Below are 15,235 nucleotides of genomic sequence, written 5' to 3' on the forward strand. Positions count from 1 at the left end.
CGGTCAGAACTGGAAGTAGATGAACGGCACGATCGTCGGGTGCGCGAGCTCGCGCAGCACCAGCGCCGCGGCGGTCAGGACCGCGCCCTGCACCAGCGGGTGCGCGGCGACGAACCGGGCCCGGGCGGCGGCGAACGTGCCGGGCGCGAACCAGTGGGCGGCGAGCGCGGCGACCAGCGCGATGCGCACGACCCGGATCAGGTTGGGCGCGTCGTACTCGCCGGCGCCGAGGCGGCGCAGCACCGCCAGCGCGCCGGCGAAGGTCTGGGCGCGGAAGAAGATCCACGCCAGGCACACGTACGCGAACACCAGCGCGATCGCGAGCCCGCGCCGCGCGGCCCACGCCAGCCAGCGCAGCGCGTCGGCCGAGCTCGGGCCGACCGCGGCCGCGTCGGCCGACCACGCGACGATCGAGCCGACGACGATCGCCGGCAGCACCAGCGCGGTCGGCCCCCAGGCCAAGGCCGCCAGCGCGCCCGCGAACAGCGCCGCGGTCGCCAGCCGCAGCCCCAGCGCCGCGGCCGGGCGCGGCGCGCCGGTGATGATCGGCGCCGGCGCGCTCTCGAGCCACGCGGTCACGGCCGCCCACAGCGGCACCGCGTAGGCCCACGTGAACGCCAGGTGGGTCCACGGCCGGGTCGGCGCGAGGCCGGTCAGCTCGAGCGCGAGCCCGACGACGAACACCGCCACCGCGAGCCCCAGCACCTGCGTCCGCGCCGCGGCGCGCTGGTAGATGCGCGTCACCGCGAGCCCGCCGCCGTGGAGCAGCCCCCAGACGATGAAGGTCCAGCGGGCCCCGTGCCACAGGCCGCCGAGCAGCATCGTCACGATCAGGTTGCGGTAGGTGGTCAGCTCGCCGCCGCGGTTGCCGCCGAGCGGGATGTACAGGTAGTCGCGCAGCCACGTCGACAGCGAGATGTGCCAGCGGCGCCAGAAGTCCTGCAGGCTGGCCGCGCGGTACGGCGTACGGAAGTTCTCGGGCAGCGTGAACCCGAGCAGCTGCGCGGAGCCGATCGCGATGTCGGTGTAGGCCGAGAAGTCGAGGTAGATCTGGAACGCGTAGGCGGCCACGCCAGCGCCGACCTCGACCGACGAGTACAGCTCGGGGTGCGCGAACACGCGGTCGGCCAGGGCGTCGCCGAGGAAGTCCGCGACCGCGATCTTCTTGGCCAGCCCGACCAGGATCCGGAAGAGACCGTCGGCGGCGCGATCGCGATCGAAGAGCGGCAGCTCGCGGAGCTGCGGCAGGAGCTGCGTGGCCCGGACGATCGGGCCGGCGACGAGCTGCGGGAAGAACAGCACGAACGTGGCCAGCTCGATCACCGACCGGGTCGCGCGGATCTCGCGCCGGTAGACGTCGACCGTGTACGACAGCGACTGGAAGGTGTGGAACGAGATGCCGGCTGGCAGGATCAGCCGCCACGGCTCGGCGCCGCTGCCGAGCACGTCGATCCGGAAGAAGTCGGCATACTTGAACACCGCCAGGATGCCGAGGTTGGACACCAGCGACGCGATCAGCAGCGCGAGCCGGACGCCGCGCCGCTCGCTGGCCTCGATCGCGCGCGCCAGGTAGTAGTCCAGGACGATCGTCGCCGCGATCAGCGCCAGCAGGTACTGGTAGGCGCCGCGCTGGCCCGCGGCCCACGCGTGATAGAAGACCGCGCTGACGAGGCCGAGGATGAGCACGCGGCCGAGGTGGCGCCCGCGCTCGGTCTGGGCCGCGCCGAGCGCGAAGCCGACGGCGACCAGGTAGACCAGGTGGCCGACGCTGGCGAACGCGGCGGTGAACGCGCCGAGCGTGCCGGTGCGCCAGCCGACCAGGACGCACAGCCCGAGCCCGACCAGCCCGGCGGCGAGCGCGTGCGCGGTCCAGGTGCTGATGCGCTCGGCGGCCGCGGGATCGCCGCTGACGACGATCGCCGTCGGGATCGGCGCGCGGGCCGAACCCTTGCGGCCCTTGCCCTTGCGGCCCTTGCCCTTGCCCTTGCGGCCCTTGCCCTTGCTCTTGCGGTGGACGACGTGCGCGGTCGCGGCCCGGGCCGACGCCAGCGACGCCGCGGCGTCGACCACCGGGCGGTGGCGTCCGGCCAGCCCGAGGCCGAGCCGGACCGCGCCCGCGAGCACGAACAGGCCGATCGGGAAGCGCGCCACCGCCGGGAGCGGCGCGTCGGTGGCCAGCGCGAGCACGGTGCCGCCGATCGGATCCCAGAGCGTGCCGACGTCGTGCGTGAGCAGCACGTAGACCACGTCGGCCAGGAGCACCATCAGCGCGACGCGCGCGGCCGAGCCGGGCCACCGGCCGGTCCGGGCCAGGCCGTACAGGAAGAACACCGCTGCGAGGAACAGCGGGTATTGCGGGCTCGAGAAGAGCATGCGCTACGGCGTGGTGCCGGTCGAGCGCGCGGTCGGGTCGGTCGCGCTCCAGCGCGCGTGATCATCGAGCAGCGCGGCGAGGACCGCCTGGCCCCAGCGGTCGTAGCCGGCCTGGGTGAAGTGCACGTGATCGGAGTACGCCAGCGCAGGATCGGCGTGGAAGAACGAGTCCATGAGGTTGCCGCCTCCCATGGCGGCGAAGGTGTCGAAGAACGCGACCTGGTGCCGGGCCGCGGCCTGGCGCTGCACGTCGATCACCAGCGGCAAGAGCGCCGGCGTGTGCCACTGGCACTCGAACGGCACGCCCGCGTCGGGATCGGCCGGCGGCGGCAGCTTGCTGCAGGCCCGGCCACCGTCGCGCTCGCCCATGTCGGGCGGCCCCAGGATCAAGATCGACGCGGCGGGCGCGGCCGCACGCACGCGCGCGATCACGTCGTCGTAGGCCCGGGCCAGGTTGCCCAGGTCGAGCGTGGGATCGTCGGCCTCGTTGGTGCCGTACTGCAGCACGACCAGCGCCGGCCCGCGGGCCGCGACCTGGGGGCCGATGACGGACCAGTCCCAGGCGCGCAGGTGCGTGAGCCGGCGCCCGACCACGCCCAGCGCGTCGACCACGACGCCGGGGCCGGTGCGCTCGAGCGCGATCCCGAACAGCTGGATGGCCCCGCCGCCAGCCGGCTTGAGCCAGAGCTTGTGGGCGCCGTCCGCGACCGGGACCTGCAGCACCTCGGGCACCTGGGCCTCGGGCGCGCCGGCCGGCAGCTTGGTCGCGACCTTGGTCCAGGCGCCGTCGTCGACCTTGTAGCTGAACGCCCCCGAGGTCCGGGTGCGCAGGTGGAACACGTCGAAGCGCGCGACGCGGTCGACCGGACAGCTGCCGCAGGTCGCGACCCAGGCCAGCGCGCGCTTGTCGTCGGTGTGGCTGCGGACGCCGGCCAGGCCGACGGGCTCGACCGCGCCGCGCTTGCCGCCGAGCTCGGCCTTCCACTTACCCTCCGAGCCGAACGCGACGTCGCGCAGGTAGTAGTGCCGGACGGCGGGCTTGCCGGGCAGCACGAACCCGCGCCCGCCCTGGCCGAAGCGCGCGCCCAGGCCGCGGCGCAGCGTGCCGGTCAGCTGATCGCCGGCGGTGTGCGAGTCGCCGAACACCATCACCAGCGCGCGCCCGTCGGGGTCCTTGGCCTCGGCCCGCGCGAGCGCGGCGTGGAAGCCGTCGAGCGCGCCGGGCGGCACGGTCAAGAGCGGCAGCGCCGCGACCGGCGCGGGCCCGTCGTCGACGCCGGCGTCGAGCACGGCCGTGGGCGGCGCGGCCTCGGGGCTCGCCGGCGAGCGCGGCGGCACGTCGGTCGGCGCGCCAGCGCACGCGCCGAGCGCCAGCAGCGCCGCTATGAGACGAGGTGTGGTCACCGGCCCTTGTAGGCCTTGTAACCGGTCACCAGCGCGTCCGCCAGTCCGTCGGCGACCCGCGCCGTGCCGCGGCCAGACATGTGCGCGAAGTCGGGGCCGAGCAGGCCGCGCTTGTTCCACTTGATCGCCGCGCCCGAGCCGCCCATCCACGTGAACGTATCCCAGAACCCGCAGCCGAGCGCGAACGCGGCGCGGCGCTGGGTCTCGACCATCGCCGGCACGCCCCGGCGCGAGCGGACGTGGTCGTCATCGACCTCGGCCTGGTCGAGCGGCGACACCACCAGGCACGAGCCGTGCGGCTGCGCCGTCCGCACCGGCGCCAGGAGCCTGGTCCACACGTCCTCGTACTCGGTCATCGAGCGCTCGCTGCCCGACAGCCACTGCGCCTCGTTGGTGCCGATCATGATCACCACCAGGTCGGGCGCGCGGTGGGCCAGCTGGTCCCGCCAGTGGTCGGCCCGGTTGAGCAGCATGTTCTTCGCGGTGGCGCTGACCAGCGCCATGTTGTCGACGACCACGCCGGCGTCGCGCTCGAGCGTGAAGCCGAACAGCCGGACCCGGCCCGCGGCCCGCAGCTCGACCTGGTGCGCGCCGTCGGGGACGGTCACCCGCTCGAACCGGGCCTGCTTGTCGGCCGCGCCGGTGTCGATCGTGGCCGCGACCTCGCCGTCGACAGTCAGCTCGGCGGTGCCGCCGTGGGGCTGGGCCAGGTAGTAGACCTCGACCGACGACACCTTGCCGGTGGGCGTGCGCGCCGCCAGCTTGATCGTGCCGCTGCCCTCGGCGGTGGCGTTGCCGAGCCCGTAGAGGTGATCGCCGACGTTGGCCAGCGACACGCCGTACGACTTCCACGCGCCCGAGGCGGTGCGCGCGACCGCCTCGCTGTGGTTGAAGCGGTGGGGCGCGACCGCGTGGACGAACCCGGGGCCACCGTCGCCGAAGGCGTCCTGCAGGCGGGCGCGGATGCGGCCGGGCAGCGCGTCGGTCGCCGACACCGAGTCTCCGTACCACGACAGCCGGACCGGCCGGGCCGCGGCCCCGCGCTCGGTGGCCGCGAGCGCGGCGTAGAAGTCGTCGAGCGCCCAGCGCGCGCACCGCTCGGTCGCGCCGGCCGGCTGCACGCAGGTGTCCTCGAGGGTCCTGCCCGGGATCGAGGCCGGGACGCCGCCGAGCGCGGGCGCTGGCGCCGCGGCCAGGTCGGGCCGCGGGGGCAGCGGCGGGGCCACGGTGTCGGGCGTGTCCTCGAACGACGTGGTCCGCGCGGTCGGCGAGGACGGCGGCTGCGGCGGTCGCCGGGTCGGCAGGCCCCGCAGCGCGCGCAGGTTCCCGTCGGCGATCCAGACCGCGGCGCACAGCGCAGCGGCGAAGATCCCGAGGCTGGGAGCGACGGTCCAGGGTTGACGCGCGGCCTGCGCCATGGCGGCGTACGTAGAGCGCCCGGAGCGCGCCGTCAATTCCCGCGGGCCGCGATCACTTCCACACGCCGCCCGGCACGTCGCTCGGATCCGGAGGGGTCGGCGCCAGCCAGACGCCGCTGGTGAGCACGTCGCGCAGGCCGTCGATCGCCTGGGGCTGGCCATCGACCACGTCGCCCTCGAGGATCCACTCGGGCCGCGGGAACAGGTCGTCGAGCCGGGCCAGGATCGACCCGCGCTCAGCGGCCGGAGCGTTGGCCAGCAGGTTCCAGACCGTCAGGGTGTCGCCGGGGCCGGCGGCGACCAGGAGCGCGGGCAGCGCCGCCGCGTCGCCGGCGTCGTAGCGCTCGACCAGCTCGACCAGCGCCGGCGCGGCGGTGACCGCGACCGGCGTGCCGGGGCCGCGGCCGGCGACCGTCGTGACGGTGTGGCCGACCGTGACGTGGGCCAGGTGGTCGTGGGCGCCGAGCTCGACGACGCCGCTGGTGACCGTCAGGCGCGTGCGGCCGTCGGGCAGCACGACCAGCTCGTAGGCGCAGCCGAGATCGACCGCGGTCGCGGCCGGGGTGTCGACGACGAACAGCCGCGGCGGCGCGGTGACCCGGGCCGCGAGGCGGCCGCGGGCCAGGCGCAGGCGGTGCTGCTCGGCGCCGGTCGCGGCGAGCGTGAGCTGCGAGCCCCCGGCCAGGGTCAGCGCGCCGATGTCGGCGACCGTGACCTCGGCGGTGGCGCCGGCCGGGGTCTCGAGCGCGACGCCGACCGGCAGCACCCCGCCGCGGGTCGCGACGCCGCCACAGCGCGCGGGCGCGCCGGTGACCGTGAACGCGAACCCGGGCCCGGCCGGACCACAACCGGCGGCCCCGCCGCCGCCGCGCGTGGCCCACGCCGCGATCGCGATCGCCGCCGCCGCGACCACCACCGCCCCGATCGCGAGCCACGGCCGCCGCCGCCGGCGCTCGGGCAGCGGCCCCAGCGGCGCGTCGTGGGCGTGACCACCCAGCAGCGCCTCGAGCCGCGCGACCTCGGGATCCGCGCCGGTGCGATCCCACAGGTAGTCGTCGCTCATGGCGCACCTCCGTCGAGCCGCTCGCGCAAGAGCTTCATGCCACGGTGCAAGTTTACCCGCACCGACTCGGGCGTCAGCCCGGTGCGCTCGGCGATCTCGGGCCCGGTCAGGCCCTCGACCAGGCGCATGAGCAAGGTCTCGCGGTAGGCCTCGGGCAACGCGCGGATGGCGCGCAGCGCCGCGGCGGCCTCGGCGGTCGGCACCGGCGCGACCGCGACCTCGCGGGCGGTGTCGCCGCGCGGCTCCCGGGCCCGGGCCCGATCGATCGCCCGATGGCGAGCCATGGTCATGAGCCACCCCGCGAACGCGGCCGGCTCGCGGACGGCGTCGAGCCGGACCCAGGCCCGCGCGAACACGTCCTGGACCACGTCGGCGGCGTCGGCGGGCCCGACCCGGGCCAGCGCCACGGCGTGGACCGCGCGGTGGAAGCGCTGGTAGAGGCTCGTGAACGCGGGCTGGCTGCCAGCGCGCGCGGCCACCACCAGCTCGGCGATGGTCGCGTCGGTGATCGCCGGCGTGGCCACGCCTCGACCATGCGCTGGCCCGGCCGCGCGCTCAAGCACGCGCACGCCATGATCCCACGCGGATGGTCATGACGGCAGGACGGGCGCGACGGCCCGACCGTTAACCGTGATCGTTCGGAAGGACGGCATCGTGCGCCAGCGGGTGAGGCCACGTCGGCGCTGGCGCTGATGACCACGCGGGCGGCGCGGGGCCGACGGCGTGTCACGCCATCGCGTCAGGCCACGTCGGCGCTGGCGCTGATGACCACGCCGGCGTCGCGCATGGCCGCGATCGCCCGGTCGCCGTCGCCGGGCGCGAGCTCGACCGCCCGGCAGCCGTCGGCCACGAGCGTGACCGCGAGGCCCTCGGCGACCGCGTCGATGGCCGTGGCCCGGACGCAGTAGTCGGTCGCGAGCCCGAGCACGTGGACCGAGGTGACGCCGCGCGCGCGCAGCCACGCGCCGAGCCCGGTGGCCTTGCGCCGGCCGTTGTCCCAGAAGCCGCTGTAGCTGTCGACGGTAGGATCGGTGCCCTTGGGGAACACCGCGGCGATGCGCGCGCGATCGAGGTCGTCGTGGAGCGCGGCGCCGCGGGTGCCGGCGACGCAGTGCACCGGCCACAGCACCTGGGCCAGCCCGTGCAGGTCGACGACCTCGTACGGCGCGCGCCCGGGGTGGTTGGCGGCGAAGCTGCCGTGGTCGGCCGGGTGCAGATCCTGGGTCGCGACCACGCACGCGAACCCCGGCATCAGCCGGTTGGCGACCGCGACGGTCTCGTCGCCGCGCGGCACCGCGAGCGCGCCGCCAGGACAGAAGTCGTACTGCAGGTCGACCAGGATGAGCGCGCGGGTCACGGCGGCGATTGTACCGCCCCGGCCGGGCCCGTATCGTCGGTCATGGCCATCGATCCCGGGATCGAGCTCCTGCCCGACGTCCCCATCGCCGGGGCGCGCGACGATCTGCTCGGGCGCGCGCCGCTGGCCGAGCGGCTGATCGAGGTGGCGTGCGCGCAGCCGACCGCGCAGCCGCGCGTGGTCGGCCTGGTCGGCACCGCCGGCGCCGGCAAGACCAGCGTCGTGCGCCTGGCCCAGGCGGCGCTGGCCGAGCGCGCCGACGCCGCGACCGTCGCCGTCGACGCGACCGAGCACGGCACGGTCGAGTCGCTGCTGGCGACCTTGCAGCGCCACCTGTCGGACTACTTCGACGCCGCCGGCGTGGTCGAGCGCACCGACGCCGCGCGCGACGCGCTGGCCCGCTACGGCGAGGTGGTGTCGACGGTGGTGCGCCTGGTCGGCGTCAAGGTCGACGTCGCCGGCGCGGTCAAGCGCTCGCAGGACAGCGTCGCGGCCGAGCTGGTCGAGAACGCGTACCAGGTCGGCAAGCGCCTGGTCGTGATCATCGATCACCTCGATCGCCTGCCCGATCGCGATCTCGTGACCGCGCTGGTGGTGCTGCGCATGTACGCGCAGCTGCCGTACACCACGATGATCCTGGCCTACGACCGCCGGGCCCTGGCCGCGCGGACCGCGATCGAGGCCAGCGCGCTGGCGCGGCTGGTCACCGTCGAGGTCGCCGTCCCCCCGTGCGACCGCACGCTCCTGGCGCGGCTGGTCGCCGGCGGCGTGGCGCGCGTCGGCGCCCGCCTGGGCCGCGACACCGACGCGATCCTGCCGCTGTTCGATCCCGACGACGCCACCGGCCTGGCGCTGGCGCTGCTCGAGACCCCGCGCGACGGCAAGCGCGCGGTCAACGCCCTGGCCGCGGCGCTGCCGCTGTGGCCCGCTGGCGATCTGGGTCGGGCCGCCCTCGATCTCGTCGTCCGGCTCGTCGCGCCGGTGATCGACACGCCGCGGCTGGTCGCGGTCGCGAGCGGCGAGCGCGCCGGCCGCCGCGCCGAGCTGCGGGCCGCGGTCGCCCACCTCCCGATCGCCGCGGCATTGGGCCCGGCGATCGACGCGCTGCTGGCGTGACCCGCCCCCGGACTCAGAATCAGAGCCTGTCCGTATCTTCCGTCGAGCACCGGTCCAGGCGCCGGGCGTCTCGCGTCTCGGAGAGGAGGCTCGGCGGGGCTTGCCTCCGACGAGGGGAGGCCTGGCGACAGGCCTCCCGGGAAGCTCAGGTCAGCGGCTGACGCATCGGCTCGGGCACCGTCGGGCCCGGCGCTGGCGGCGGCGGCGGCGGCGCGTCGGGGCTGGGCTCGGTCAGCTGGGCCTTGCCGAGGACGAGGCCCTGGACGATCCACGCGGTCACGTAGACGAACACCAGCGACCACATCATCCGGCCGCCGTCGTCCATCGAGCCCTTGGCGAACAGCGCCTGCAGCCCGGCGACCAGGCCGATCGTCCCGACGACCGCGGTCACCAGCAGCGACAGGCCGCTGAACAGCCGCGTGACCAGCGGCAGCTCGGCGTGGTTGGTCTTGCCGAGCATGACCGTGTGGACGCCGAACAGGAGCCCGCCCGAGGTCAGGAAGCCGAGCGCCGCCCGCCACACCGGCGAGCGCTCGTTGCTGTTGCCCTTGAGCAGCACCGAGTACAGCAGCAAGAACGTGCCCAGCAGCATGAGCTGGTAGCCGTAGAACCGGAACAGGTGCAGGGCGAACTTCAGCCCGAACTGCGGATCGGCGGCGCCGGTGCGGTTGTGGCGCCAGCGGGCCACGACGTAGAGGATGCCGACGCCCCAGAGCGACGCCATGAACAGCATCGCCATCGCCGGCGCCAGCATGCTGACGAGGCCCATCATCTGGAACGGCGACGCGCGGTCGCCATAGTCGTAGTCGTCCATCGTGATCCCCCTGAGCGCGCGCGCTGCGCGCACGGCCATGCTACGCGGCGATCGCGCGCGCCGACAAGGTCACTCGTCGCCGACGACGCCCCCGGGCCCGTACTGGAACCGCGCGCCGGTGACGCGCGCGACCTGCTGGCCCGCGTCCTCCCAGCCGTAGGTGTACTTGCCGACGTGGCCCAGCCGCAGCGTGGTGTCGACGACGATCTTGTGGCCGGCCTGGCGCGCGCGCTCGCAGAAGGCGTAGTCCTCGCCCAGGTACCAGTACGCGCCGGGCGGCCCGGCGGGATCGGCCACGACCATCGGCAGGAAGTACGGCACGGTCGGCGCGCCGAACCGGGTGTTGCACGTGGGCAGCCCGAAGTGGCGGCGGACGTCGTCGTAGACCTCGCGCTCGGTGTAGAGGAAGCCGGCGCCGACGTACCGGACGTCGTAGAGGCCGCCGCTGGTGCCGACGCCGAGCTCGGTGGTCCCGGGCTCGAGGTGGACCGCGAAGTCGCGCACGCCCTTCTTGGGGTACAGGCCCGCGACCACCGGCAGGCGGTGCGCGCACAGCGCCGCGACCTCGGCGGCGGTGAACGCGACGTCGGAGTCGATCCACAGGAGCGCCTCGGCGCCGTCGGCCAGCGCCGCGGTGGCGGCGTCACCGCGGGTGCGATCGATCGCGGCCGAGGCCGCGAACCGCCGGACCTCGAGGCCCGCCGCCTCGACCTCGCGCAGCCCGCGCTCGCACGCCGGCTCGATGTGCGTGAGGAACGGGCAGAGGACGATCGTGCGCGGCGCCGCCGCCATCAGCTGCAGAAGCAGGCCGAGCTGCCGGCGATGTTGAAGCTGGCGGCGAGCGCGAGCGGCGTGACCGAGCAGACGGTGCCGGTCACCTGGTAGGTGACGGTCTCGCTGGCGGTGCAGGCGCCGAACGTCAGCACCGCGAGGTCGGTGCTGACGGTGGCGCCAGCGGCCACGTCCGACGACGGCGTGAAGCCACCGACCGTGAAGTTGCTGGCGCCGCTGTTGAACAGGCTCGCCGGGGCGTTGCCGCTGTTGTGGATGAAGATCGCCCGCGGCGCCGGGCAGCTCGCGTCGGCGGTGTCGAGCGCGACCACGGGCTGGGGCTGGCCCACGGCGTCGACCAGCGCCAGGTTGGCGCCGATGACCGTGCTGGTCAGGTCGATCGGGGTCAGCGCGCCGCCGGTGTCGGCGGTGATCGTCAGCGTGCCGGTGACGGTCGCGCCGCCGACGTCGGTGCCGATCACCGCGGCCGGCGGCGACACCGTGATGACGAGGTCAGCCCCGACGGCGATCGTCGCCGGCAGCGCGACGTCGAGCGTGAAGCCGCCGGTCAGATCGAGCGCGGTGATCGCGACCGGCTGGGCCGCGACGTTGGTGATCGTCAGCGTGGCGTCGGCGGTCGCGCCGCCGCACTCGGCGGTCATCGCCAGCGTGGGCGCGAACGTCACGGCCGGCGGCGCGGCGTCGACGGTCGCGGTGGCGTCGAACCCGGGCGCGTCGATGCTGGCGGCGTCGACGATCGCCGTCGACGGATCGTCACAACCCACGGCGGCGGTGACGGCCGAGGTCCACAGCATCGCGGTCAGGATCGGCGTACGACTCATGGCCGCAGACGGTACCACGCGTCGCCGGGCCCGCGTACGCTCGGCGCGATGCCGCGCGCCAGCCTGGTCATCCCCACGCGCAACCGGGCCGCGGCCCTGGCCCGGACGCTCGCCGCGCTGACCCGCCAGACCGAGCGCGACTTCGAGGTGGTCGTCGTCGACGACGGCAGCGACGACGCGACGCCCGAGGTCGCGCGCGCCTGGGGCGCGCGCCTCGACCTGCGCTACCTGCGCCGGGCCCACCGCGGCATCGCGGCGGCGCGCGCGGCGGCGATGCGGGCGGCGCGCGGCGCGGTGCTGATCCAGACCGACGACGATCGCATCGCCGCGCCCGGCTTCGTCGCCGATCACCTCGCGGCCCACGCCGACGGGTGCTGGCTCGTCGCCGGGACCCAGCGCGCGGTCCTGGCCGAGTGGTCGGCCACCGCCGAGCTGCCGGCGACCGCGGTCGCGGCGGTGCTGGCGCGGACCCCGGCGCTGGCCGCGCGCTGCACGGCCGCGCGCGCGGAGCTGATCACCGCGGACGAGCTGGCCGACGAGCTCGAGGCCGCGCTGGCGCGGGTCGCGGTCGACGAGCCGTGGTGGCAGCGCCACGGCGCGCCGCTCCGGGCGCGGTTCGGCCCGACCCTCGACGGCTACGCGTTCCCGTGGGCGGTGGCGGTCGGCGGCAACACCTCGGTGTCGGCGGCGCTGGCGGCGCAGGTCGACTACCTCGACGAGCAGTTCGTCGGCTGGGGCCTCGAGGACACCGATCTCCACTACGGGCTGTGCCAGGCCGGCGCCCGGGTCAAGCTCATCGACGGCGGCCTGAGCTACCACCAGCTCCACCGCCGCGGCCCCGAGCTCGGGCGCGAGTGGCTGGCCAACGCCCGGCGCCTGCTGGCCAAGCACGGCGACCTGGCGCTGTCGTCGTACGTGGTGGCCGTGCTGCGCCAGGCGGCCCTGCCTGAGGCCAGCGCGATCGCGCTCGCGGCCATGGCCGCCGCGCCCGAGGTCGGCGCCGAGCTCGGGCGGTGCCACCGCGAGCTGGTCGCCGCGGCGCGCTGAGGTGCGACGAGCCGCCCCGCCGAGACCGAGCCGCGGAGCGCGTCGACCGACGCTCGGCCGGAGCCGCGACCGGCGCCGAGATCAGGCCGGCTTGTACGCGGCCAGGCCGGCCGCCGCCTGACGCTGGACCTTGCCGCGGACCAGCGGGGTCCAGCCCAGCACCGCGCCCACCGGGCCCAGCGCCTGGCGGGCCCAGCGATAGAACGAGAATTCGTCGACGTGGCGCACGATCAGGCCGTCGCCGAACTCGAACCGCGCGTCGATCCGATTGAGCACCTTGCGACCCGTGGCCGAGAACGTGTAGCGCGCGTCCCAGTGGGCGCGGCCCGCACGATCGTCAGCCTCGATCCCCGAGTGCTCGATCTGCAGGTCCTTGCCCCGCTCGCACAGCATCGCCCACATGCGCCCGGCCTCCGCGCCGCGCAGCTCCGGGAAGACCGGGTCGGTGAACACCACGTCGGCGTGGTAGCAGCCGGCCATGGCGGCGGCGTCGCGGCGCGCGAACGCCTGGTAGAAGCGATCGATGAGGGCGGCGTTCGGGTGAGTCACGGCCGCATCCTACGCCGGAGCGGGAGCCGGTGCCGGAGCCGGAGCCGGAGCGGGAGCCGGAGCCGGAGCCGGAGCCGGAGCCGAACCCGGTGCCGGAGCCGGACCGGAGTCGCCGGAGCCAAGCCGGAGCCGGAGCCGGAGCCCGGCCGGAGCCGGAGCCGGGCCGGCCGGACCCGGAGCCGGAGCCGGAGCCGGACCCGGAGCCGGTGCCGGACCCGGAGCCGGAGCCGGACCCGGAGCCGGAGCCGGAGCCGGACCCGGAGCCGGCCCCAGAGTCGCGCCATCTGACAGCGTTCGCCCGCCCAGCCGCGCGGCGCCGTCGAACCTTCACCACCGGCGCGTCCCAACTCCGCGACCGCACGCCGCGGGCGCGGTGGCCGCGGGCTTGCTTCACTGCCGCCGGTGCGCCTGTCCGCTCTCGCCCTGGTCCCGCTGGTCGCCTGCGCCGCCCTCAACCACGCCCCGCCGCGCGATCCGTCGCCCGAGCTGCGGCCGACCCCGCCGACGACGCCCGCGCCGCCGGTGGCCCTGCGCGTCGTCACGTACAACGTCCACGGCGTCGACGGCGCCACGATCGCCGCGGCGCTGCGCACCAACCCGCGCCTGGCCAACGCCGACGTCGTGCTGATGCAAGAGGTCGCCGCCCACGGCCCGTGCAGCGCGGCGTGCGCGGCCGGCGCCGAGCTGGGCCTGGCGTCGATCTACGCCCCGGGGCACCAGCAGGACGGCGGCACCTCGGGCGTCGCGATCCTGGCGCGGTTCCCGCTGCGCGACGTCGAGATCATCGAGCTGCCGTACCGCTCGACGGTCGTGAACTCGGCGCGGCGCGTGGCGCTGGCCGCGACCCTCGACGGGCGCGACGGCCCAGTCCGCGTGATCGCCACGCACCTCGACAACCGGATCAACCCGGCCGCGCGGGTCGCGCAGCTGGCACCGGTCCTGGCCCACGCCCAGGCGTGGCCGGGCGCGGTCGTGATCGGCGGCGACATGAACACCAGCCCGTTCCTGTGGCTCGGGCACCTGGTGCCGGTGCCGGCCGGGATCCAGGACGACCGGCTCGAGCGCTCGGTCCGCGCCGCCGGCCTCGACACGCCCGTGGCCGGCAGCGCCGCCACCAGCCAGTGGATGAACATGCGGCTCGACGCCATCTACACCCGCGGCCTGGTCCCGGGCCGCTTCGGCGTCGAGCAGACCGTCCGGATCTCGGACCACCTGCCGCTGTGGCTCGACGCCCGCATCGGCCCCGCGCCGGCCGTGGCCGCGACCCGCTGAGCCCCGCGGCGGTCGGTGGCGCCAGCGCCGCCGCACAGGTGGGGCCAGGCGCGCGCGCCGGCGCACCCCGTCGGGCCTACCGCGGCGACGGCGCGCGGCGGGGCTGGGCGCGATCACGCTTGCCGCGCGCGGTCGGGCGCGGGATACCGCGGTCGTGCCCCATCGATCGCTCCTGCTCCTCGGCGTGCTCACGTTCGGCTGCGGCGGCGCGTCGTCGGGGGATCCGCTCGACGCCCCCGGCGCGGTCGATGGCGCGGCGCCCGACGGACCATCGGTCGACGCCGGCGGCGCCGACGCCGGCGGCGATGCGGCCATCGATGCCCCGCCGGTCGCGCCCGATCCGTGCTTCCCCGACCTGACCGCCGGCCACCACGTGTTCGGCTGCGGCGGGTTCCGGTTCGACGTCGAGGTGCCGGCCGCGTGCGTCGGCGGTGGCTGCGGCGTGATCCTCGACGTGCACGGCCTGACCATGAGCGCGGCGATGGAGGACGCCAACACCGGGCTGCGCGCGCGCGGCGCCGCCGCCGGCTTCGTCGTGATCCAGCCCAGCGCCAACCCGGCCCCGCCCCAGGCCTCGTGGAGCCCCACCGACGACGCGGCCGTCTACGACTTCCTGACCCGCGCGATCGCGGTCTACGCGATCGATCCCGACCGCGTGCACATGACCGGGTTCTCGCAGGGCGGCTTCATGACCTGGCGCATGCTGTGCGCCCACGCCGACCGCTTCGCGTCGGTCGCGCCCGGCGCGGCCGCCTCGAACTGCCCGACCGGTGGGATCGGGCCGGTGACCGCCGCGTGCCGCTTCACCGGCGCCGAGGTGCCGTCGCGCCACCTGTCGATCCTGTACCTGCACGGGCGCGCCGATCAGAACTACATCCCGTGGTCGTGCGCCCAGCCCCAGGTCGACGCCATCGTCAGCGCCTGGGGCCTGTCGGCGCAGGGCGTGGTCGCGTCGGGCCCGGCGTTCACGCGCACCCGGTGGACCGACGGCGCCGGCGCCGTGGTCGAGCTGCTCGCGCACGACTACACCTCGACCGCGCAGGTCCCGTTCGTCGCCGCCACCGAGCTCCAGGGCCACTGCTTCCCGGGCTCGACCGATCCGGGCAACCAGGTCGGCCAGCTGTTCAGCTTCAAGTGCGAGCAGCCGGCCGGGTTCGTCTGGGGCGCCGAGGTCGTCGCGTTCTTCGTCGCGCACCCACGCTGACGGCC

General features: G+C 75.6%; 14 protein-coding genes. 4 read left to right on the forward strand and 10 right to left on the reverse strand.

What is annotated here, in order from left to right:
* Nucleotides 1-3 precede the first annotated feature (3 nt).
* The 6 genes from IPL61_05260 to pncA form a co-directional block, all read right to left on the reverse strand.
* On the reverse strand, nucleotides 4-2,373 hold the full coding sequence (locus IPL61_05260) for an MBOAT family protein (protein MBK9030738.1): 2,370 nt from the start codon (nucleotides 2,371-2,373) through the stop codon (nucleotides 4-6).
* A 3-nt stretch (nucleotides 2,374-2,376) separates the two neighbouring features.
* Complete coding sequence (locus IPL61_05265; protein ID MBK9030739.1) at nucleotides 2,377-3,777, reverse strand: hypothetical protein; 1,401 nt, start codon at nucleotides 3,775-3,777, stop codon at nucleotides 2,377-2,379.
* Nucleotides 3,774-5,195, reverse strand: coding sequence for a hypothetical protein (locus tag IPL61_05270; GenBank protein ID MBK9030740.1), 1,422 nt, complete (start codon nucleotides 5,193-5,195; stop codon nucleotides 3,774-3,776). Before IPL61_05270 ends, IPL61_05265 begins: the two co-directional genes overlap by 4 nt.
* A 52-nt stretch (nucleotides 5,196-5,247) precedes the next feature.
* A complete protein-coding gene (locus IPL61_05275; protein ID MBK9030741.1) occupies nucleotides 5,248-6,258 on the reverse strand; it encodes a FecR domain-containing protein in 1,011 nt (336 codons plus the stop codon).
* Nucleotides 6,255-6,821 carry a sigma-70 family RNA polymerase sigma factor gene (locus IPL61_05280; protein ID MBK9030742.1) on the reverse strand — a complete coding sequence of 189 codons (567 nt, stop codon included), beginning with the start codon at nucleotides 6,819-6,821 and terminating at the stop codon, nucleotides 6,255-6,257. Before IPL61_05280 ends, IPL61_05275 begins: the two co-directional genes overlap by 4 nt.
* Nucleotides 6,822-6,997: 176 nt before the next feature.
* Nucleotides 6,998-7,615 (reverse strand): bifunctional nicotinamidase/pyrazinamidase, encoded by a 618-nt coding sequence (pncA, locus tag IPL61_05285; GenBank protein MBK9030743.1) that lies wholly within the window; start codon nucleotides 7,613-7,615, stop codon nucleotides 6,998-7,000.
* Between the two features lie 42 nt (nucleotides 7,616-7,657).
* Here pncA and IPL61_05290 point away from each other — a divergent pair, with 42 nt between their 5' ends.
* Nucleotides 7,658-8,731 carry an AAA family ATPase gene (locus tag IPL61_05290; GenBank protein ID MBK9030744.1) on the forward strand — a complete coding sequence of 358 codons (1,074 nt, stop codon included), beginning with the start codon at nucleotides 7,658-7,660 and terminating at the stop codon, nucleotides 8,729-8,731.
* A 145-nt stretch (nucleotides 8,732-8,876) separates the two neighbouring features.
* Here IPL61_05290 and IPL61_05295 read toward each other — a convergent pair whose 3' ends face one another.
* The 3 genes from IPL61_05295 to IPL61_05305 are packed head-to-tail and all read right to left on the reverse strand — an operon-like array spanning nucleotide 8,877 to nucleotide 11,158.
* Nucleotides 8,877-9,578 carry a hypothetical protein gene (locus IPL61_05295; GenBank protein ID MBK9030745.1) on the reverse strand — a complete coding sequence of 234 codons (702 nt, stop codon included), beginning with the start codon at nucleotides 9,576-9,578 and terminating at the stop codon, nucleotides 8,877-8,879.
* A 36-nt stretch (nucleotides 9,579-9,614) separates the two neighbouring features.
* A complete protein-coding gene (locus tag IPL61_05300) occupies nucleotides 9,615-10,337 on the reverse strand; it encodes a hypothetical protein (GenBank protein MBK9030746.1) in 723 nt (240 codons plus the stop codon).
* Complete coding sequence (locus tag IPL61_05305; protein ID MBK9030747.1) at nucleotides 10,337-11,158, reverse strand: hypothetical protein; 822 nt, start codon at nucleotides 11,156-11,158, stop codon at nucleotides 10,337-10,339. The genes IPL61_05300 and IPL61_05305 overlap by 1 nt, the downstream gene beginning before the upstream one ends.
* A 48-nt stretch (nucleotides 11,159-11,206) precedes the next feature.
* On the opposite strand from IPL61_05305, the gene IPL61_05310 reads away from it, so the two are divergent.
* Nucleotides 11,207-12,205, forward strand: coding sequence for a glycosyltransferase (locus IPL61_05310; GenBank protein MBK9030748.1), 999 nt, complete (start codon nucleotides 11,207-11,209; stop codon nucleotides 12,203-12,205).
* Between the two features lie 81 nt (nucleotides 12,206-12,286).
* Here the strand turns inward: IPL61_05310 and IPL61_05315 are convergent, their stop codons facing one another.
* On the reverse strand, nucleotides 12,287-12,754 hold the full coding sequence (locus IPL61_05315) for a nuclear transport factor 2 family protein (protein ID MBK9030749.1): 468 nt from the start codon (nucleotides 12,752-12,754) through the stop codon (nucleotides 12,287-12,289).
* Between the two features lie 402 nt (nucleotides 12,755-13,156).
* On the opposite strand from IPL61_05315, the gene IPL61_05320 reads away from it, so the two are divergent.
* Complete coding sequence (locus tag IPL61_05320) at nucleotides 13,157-14,026, forward strand: endonuclease/exonuclease/phosphatase family protein (GenBank protein ID MBK9030750.1); 870 nt, start codon at nucleotides 13,157-13,159, stop codon at nucleotides 14,024-14,026.
* A gap of 154 nt (nucleotides 14,027-14,180) precedes the next feature.
* On the forward strand, nucleotides 14,181-15,230 hold the full coding sequence (locus IPL61_05325; protein ID MBK9030751.1) for a hypothetical protein: 1,050 nt from the start codon (nucleotides 14,181-14,183) through the stop codon (nucleotides 15,228-15,230).
* Nucleotides 15,231-15,235 lie beyond the last annotated feature (5 nt).

The sequence above is a fragment of the Myxococcales bacterium genome (assembly GCA_016717005.1).
Taxonomy (GTDB): domain Bacteria; phylum Myxococcota_A; class Polyangia; order Haliangiales; family Haliangiaceae; genus UBA2376.

Bases quoted from the DNA above. Each gene is read 5' to 3' on its own strand.
- IPL61_05290 (MBK9030744.1), top strand. From the start codon at position 7,658: ATGGCCATCGATCCCGGGATCGAGCTCCTGCCCGACGTCCCCATCGCC.
- IPL61_05270 (MBK9030740.1), bottom strand. From the start codon at position 5,195: ATGGCGCAGGCCGCGCGTCAACCCTGGACCGTCGCTCCCAGCCTCGGG.
- IPL61_05300 (MBK9030746.1), bottom strand. From the start codon at position 10,337: ATGGCGGCGGCGCCGCGCACGATCGTCCTCTGCCCGTTCCTCACGCAC.
- IPL61_05275 (MBK9030741.1), bottom strand. From the start codon at position 6,258: ATGAGCGACGACTACCTGTGGGATCGCACCGGCGCGGATCCCGAGGTC.
- IPL61_05305 (MBK9030747.1), bottom strand. From the start codon at position 11,158: ATGAGTCGTACGCCGATCCTGACCGCGATGCTGTGGACCTCGGCCGTC.
- IPL61_05310 (MBK9030748.1), top strand. From the start codon at position 11,207: ATGCCGCGCGCCAGCCTGGTCATCCCCACGCGCAACCGGGCCGCGGCC.
- IPL61_05260 (MBK9030738.1), bottom strand. From the start codon at position 2,373: ATGCTCTTCTCGAGCCCGCAATACCCGCTGTTCCTCGCAGCGGTGTTC.